This is a genomic window from Cedecea sp. VD22 (assembly GCF_037150195.1).
In the GTDB taxonomy this organism is placed as follows: domain Bacteria; phylum Pseudomonadota; class Gammaproteobacteria; order Enterobacterales; family Enterobacteriaceae; genus Cedecea.
Genome location: NZ_JBBCPX010000032.1, coordinates 1 through 4,363 on the forward strand (window position 1 = coordinate 1; position 4,363 = coordinate 4,363).

The window sequence follows — 4,363 nt, forward strand, 5'->3', positions numbered from 1 at the left end:
GCAGGCGCTGGATGCCGTGCGTGCCAAAGATAGCAAATACGCCAGCATGAGCGCTGCAGAACTGCGTAATACGGAGGACTACCAAAAAGCCTTTGGCGACTACGGCATCGGCGGTAAATACCAGATGATGGCGCAGTCGGTGAGCGGCATTCTGGCGGGCGCCGCCGGGGGGGATTTCAATAAAGCCCTGGCGGGTGGCCTGAACCCGGTGATGGCGCAGGCTATTAAGGGCACCACTGAAGGCAATGAACCTGCCAATCTGATGGCGCACGCGGTCTGGGGCGCTCTGGCGGCGCAGCTCTCAGGCGGCAATGCGGCGGCAGGCGCGGCGGGGGCATTCAGCGGCGAACTGGCGGCCAGGCATATCGCCGCAGAGATGTTCCCGAATACAAAACCTGGGGATTTGAATCAGGACCAAAAACAGCTCGTTAGTTTGCTGGGCACCATGGCGGCAGGGATCGCTGGCGGCGTGGTAGGGAACAGCACCGCAGCGGCGACTACCGGCGCTCAGGCCGGGAAGAATGCTGTTGAGAATAACAATCTGTCAGTCGTTTTACGCCTGGGCGTCACAGCATGCGCGGAGGTTGCCTCATGCCGTAACATGGTAGTGGAGAAAGGGCTGGGAGCGTTGCTGGGCATCGGCGTGGCGAAAACGGCGATGGACAATCTCTCAGATGCAGACCGCACAATGTTACTGGCAGCGGCCATGACGGGTAAAGCCGATGCCATCGAGCGGCTGACCCCGGAGCAGCAGGCGGCGTATAAGGAAATGGTCGAGGGTCAGAAAGGCACTCTGCTCCCGTTGCCGGCGCTTGACCGGCCGCTGGTTGACAGTACGCTGACGAACCCCATCCCGGAGCAAAACAAAGGCACGACGCTGACCACACCGGGTAATAGCGGGCAACAGGGCGCGTGGAATACCGGAAACGCTGACGGTAAGCCGGATACGGGTGGCAACACCACGGTAACGCCGATCCCGAATGGGCCAGGTAATGATGATCTGATGTATTTATCAACAGGAAAAAATACTGCCAGGTATAATACAAATGAATCTATTCGATTTATTGACGGTGTAACCGTCAAAGATATAAAGACAGGAGAAAATTTTAGCGGAACAGTGGATTTAAAGCCTACTCTTGACAGGATCCAGAATAGTGGTTCATATCCACATAAGAACGATGGTTCCACATTCCAGAATCGTCCTGATAGAGTTACTGGTGAAACAGGTCTCCCTCCGAAGCAACCTGGATACTATAAAGAATATGTACATCCAACTCCAGGTATCTCAGGACCTGGCCCCCAACGAATAGTTGTTGGACAACAAGGGGAGGCATATTATACAAATGATCACTATAAGACGTTTATAAAAATAAAATAGGAGTTTAAATGACTGATTGTAATGATGTGTTTAAGTTTGTTGATGGTCCAGCATCATATGATACTGGCGAGGTTTTCTTCGCTAGATTAGATCCGTTGATCGCTAGCACTGATGAACTACTAAATTCTATCTATTATTTACTGTGGTTTCCTGGGTATTTTGGCTTTAACTGGAATGCATTGGAAGATTGTTTGAGTGATTTTTGTTGGATAACTGAGAAAAAAATAATAATAGTTCATGATAGGTTGCCTAGTATACCTGGTGATGATTTGAAAATATATTTGGAGATATTAATGGATGTTGCCATGGGTTGGGTGGGACATGAGCAACATATATTAGAGGTCATATTCCAAGAGAAAGATAGAGAGAATATAAAAAAAATTTTGATCCCATAGTCAATGACTACTCAGATAAAATGGTCTCGGTGGTTTTATAGCGCTGGCCGATAGGCTCGGAAGAAACCTTTTTCTAAACCTCCATATTGATGAAAGTAGACGTTATTAAGCATAACGCAGCACGTGAATCAGCAGCAGGACGTTGCCACGCTGAGCCGCGACACCGACCATGCCAACGGCAGTATCGGGCAGATCTTTAACAAAGAGGAAGAGCAAAAACGCCTGCAGACGGCGCAGCTGGTGGGTGAAATCGGCGGCCAGATGACCGGCGTGGTGGCCACCTATGGCGATCTGCAGGCGCTGGATGCCGTGCGTGCCAAAGATAGCAAATACGCCAGCATGAGCGCTGCAGAACTGCGTAATACGGAGGACTACCAAAAAGCCTTTGGCGACTACGGCATCGGCGGTAAGTACCAGATGGTGGCGCAGTCGGTAAGCGGCATTCTGGCGGGCGCCGCCGGGGGGGATTTCAATAAAGCCCTGGCGGGTGGCCTGAACCCGGTGATGGCGCAGGCTATTAAGGGCGCGACGGAAGGCCATGATTCAGCCAACCTGATGGCGCACGCGGTCTGGGGCGCCCTGGCGGCCCAGCTCTCAGGCGGCAATGCGGCGGCAGGCGCGGCGGGGGCATTCAGCGGTGAGCTGGCGGCGAGACAAATTGCCGCAGAGATGTTCCCGGGGAAAGATCCGGGTGATTTAACCCAGGACCAGAAACAGCTGGTTAGCCTGTTAGGCACCATGGCGGCAGGGATCGCCGGCGGCGTGGTGGGGAATAGCACCGCGTCAGCGACCACGGGCGCGCAGGCCGGGAAGAATGCGGTTGAGAATAACTATCTGAGCAGTACGGATAAGAGCCGCCAGACGGAGCTGAACCACAAACAGAGCCTGACGCCGAAGGAACAGCAGGAGCGGGATGCGCTGAATCGTAAGGATGCGGAAACCAGTAAAACCCTAGTCGATGCCTGTATGGGTGGAAGTGCCTCGGCATGTACCGCAGCCCGGAAGGATGCGCAGGAGAAGCAGGACACCTACCAGAGCCTGGGTTATCAGAATCAGAAGGAAGCACAGGCAGGTTATCAGCAGATACAGCAACTACTTAACGGCACCAGCCCGGAAGCGAAACAGACGCAGGAACTGTTTAATGGCATGGTGTCGGCGTATATGCGCACCGGGATGAGTGAGGAAGCAGCCAAGTCAGCGGTTGGTTACTACCAAGGGTTGAAATAATATCTAAGGATCTATTGATGCCAACTGGTTATAGGGTCCATACGGCTTACCCTAAATAGTACTGGAAAAGAATATGCAATTTGAGAATATTACTTATCTTTTTGGGGCTTAATTTCATCAGGACTGGTTTTATGATGACCCAACTTCTGATAATGTGATTGATCGTTTTTTAAGTAGGGAGTCAGAAGATAGATGTTTGGCACTCAAGAAGGAGATTACTACGCTTCTCTCAAGTGAAAATAATATTCCAAAAGAATTTATATCTGAACATAATGGCTATTATGATCCTACAGCCGATGAGTTAACTGTAAGGGAATGGTTGGAAAATATATTATCAATACTATTTTCAGATATGAAATAAAATTAATCCCGACCACCAAGCCGGGATTTTCACTTTAGGTTTTAGTCCTTACCCCGCTTCAGGCAGTCATAGCGGGGCGATTCCCGTCTGATAACCGGGATATCGCCGGTATCGTTCAACGCCCCAGGGAAGCATTTGATCCACTGCTGCATCTTCTTCTTGTTGAAATGTGTGACGCTTAACCCCTCGGCACAGCCCCAAAGTTCGCGGCTGTTCTGGGTGGTGATCACAATGCAGTCCGGCATCACCCGGATTTTTATCGGCATACCCGGTGTAAACCCGGCCTGTGAAATCCACGTGCCCTGAAGCGGCAGATAGTCGTACCGAACCCGGTCGTAAAACTCAGTGCGTGAAGGTGGGGCCGGTGGCAAGCACTTATCTGGTTTATTGCGTGCCGAATCGCAGTATTCAGCGTTATTTTCCGGTGCGTTTGATTTTGTTTTGGAAATAGTGACTTCTGGCTTAAAATTCTTCGCAGCCATGTTCAACTCCTGTTTAGTTGCATGTGGTCAGCGGCATGGAGGTGGTGGCACACCTTTATGTCGCGCTATTTTATAATTAATTTCTTACGTAATATTTCTCTCCTTCAGATGCAATTCACTCCAACACCTGATTATTATATCACGCTGTGTAAAACCACAGTATCTGATTAGATGTTCATATCAAAAATTGCGATACATATAATGGAAATAACACTATAGGATGTAATGTTGCATCACAGATGAGAATTACGATTATCTCTCTGCGATTTGGTGTTAAATAATGAGGAATATAGAGGGTGATTTTTTTGGATAATGACCCGGATTGATTTTTAGCTCACTTTGCAGCGGGACGTTGCCACGCTGAGCCGCGACACCGATCATGCCAACGGCAGCATCGGGCAGATCTTTAACAAAGAGGAAGAGCAAAAACGCCTGCAGACGGCGCAGCTGGTGGGTGAGATCGGCGGCCAGATGACCGGCGTGGTGGCCACCTATGGCGATCTGCAGGCGCTGGATGCCG

The 4,363-nt window shown here is 50.5% G+C and carries 4 protein-coding genes and 2 pseudogenes; 5 read left to right on the forward strand and 1 reads right to left on the reverse strand.

The features are described 5' to 3' along the window. From WFK85_RS23245 to WFK85_RS23690, 4 genes and pseudogenes are all read left to right on the forward strand, one after another. Nucleotides 1–1,378, forward strand: a 1,378-nt coding sequence (locus tag WFK85_RS23245; protein ID WP_336714336.1) for a VENN motif pre-toxin domain-containing protein, incomplete at its 5' end; no start/stop codon positions are given. An 8-nt stretch (nt 1,379–1,386) separates the two neighbouring features. Further along, a complete protein-coding gene (locus WFK85_RS23250; RefSeq protein WP_336709946.1) occupies nt 1,387–1,773 on the forward strand; it encodes a barstar family protein in 387 nt (128 codons plus the stop codon). A gap of 123 nt (nt 1,774–1,896) precedes the next feature. Then, a complete protein-coding gene (locus WFK85_RS23260; RefSeq protein WP_336710345.1) occupies nt 1,897–3,000 on the forward strand; it encodes a VENN motif pre-toxin domain-containing protein in 1,104 nt (367 codons plus the stop codon). A 124-nt stretch (nt 3,001–3,124) separates the two neighbouring features. Beyond that, nucleotides 3,125–3,361 (forward strand): annotated as a pseudogene (locus tag WFK85_RS23690) (contact-dependent growth inhibition system immunity protein); the annotation flags it as partial. A gap of 41 nt (nt 3,362–3,402) precedes the next feature. On the opposite strand, the gene WFK85_RS23265 reads toward WFK85_RS23690, so the two are convergent. Further along, a complete protein-coding gene (locus WFK85_RS23265) occupies nt 3,403–3,843 on the reverse strand; it encodes a SymE family type I addiction module toxin (protein ID WP_336709935.1) in 441 nt (146 codons plus the stop codon). 339 nt (nt 3,844–4,182) lie between these two features. On the opposite strand from WFK85_RS23265, the pseudogene WFK85_RS23270 reads away from it, so the two are divergent. Continuing rightward, nucleotides 4,183–4,363, forward strand: a pseudogene (locus WFK85_RS23270) (hemolysin); the annotation flags it as partial.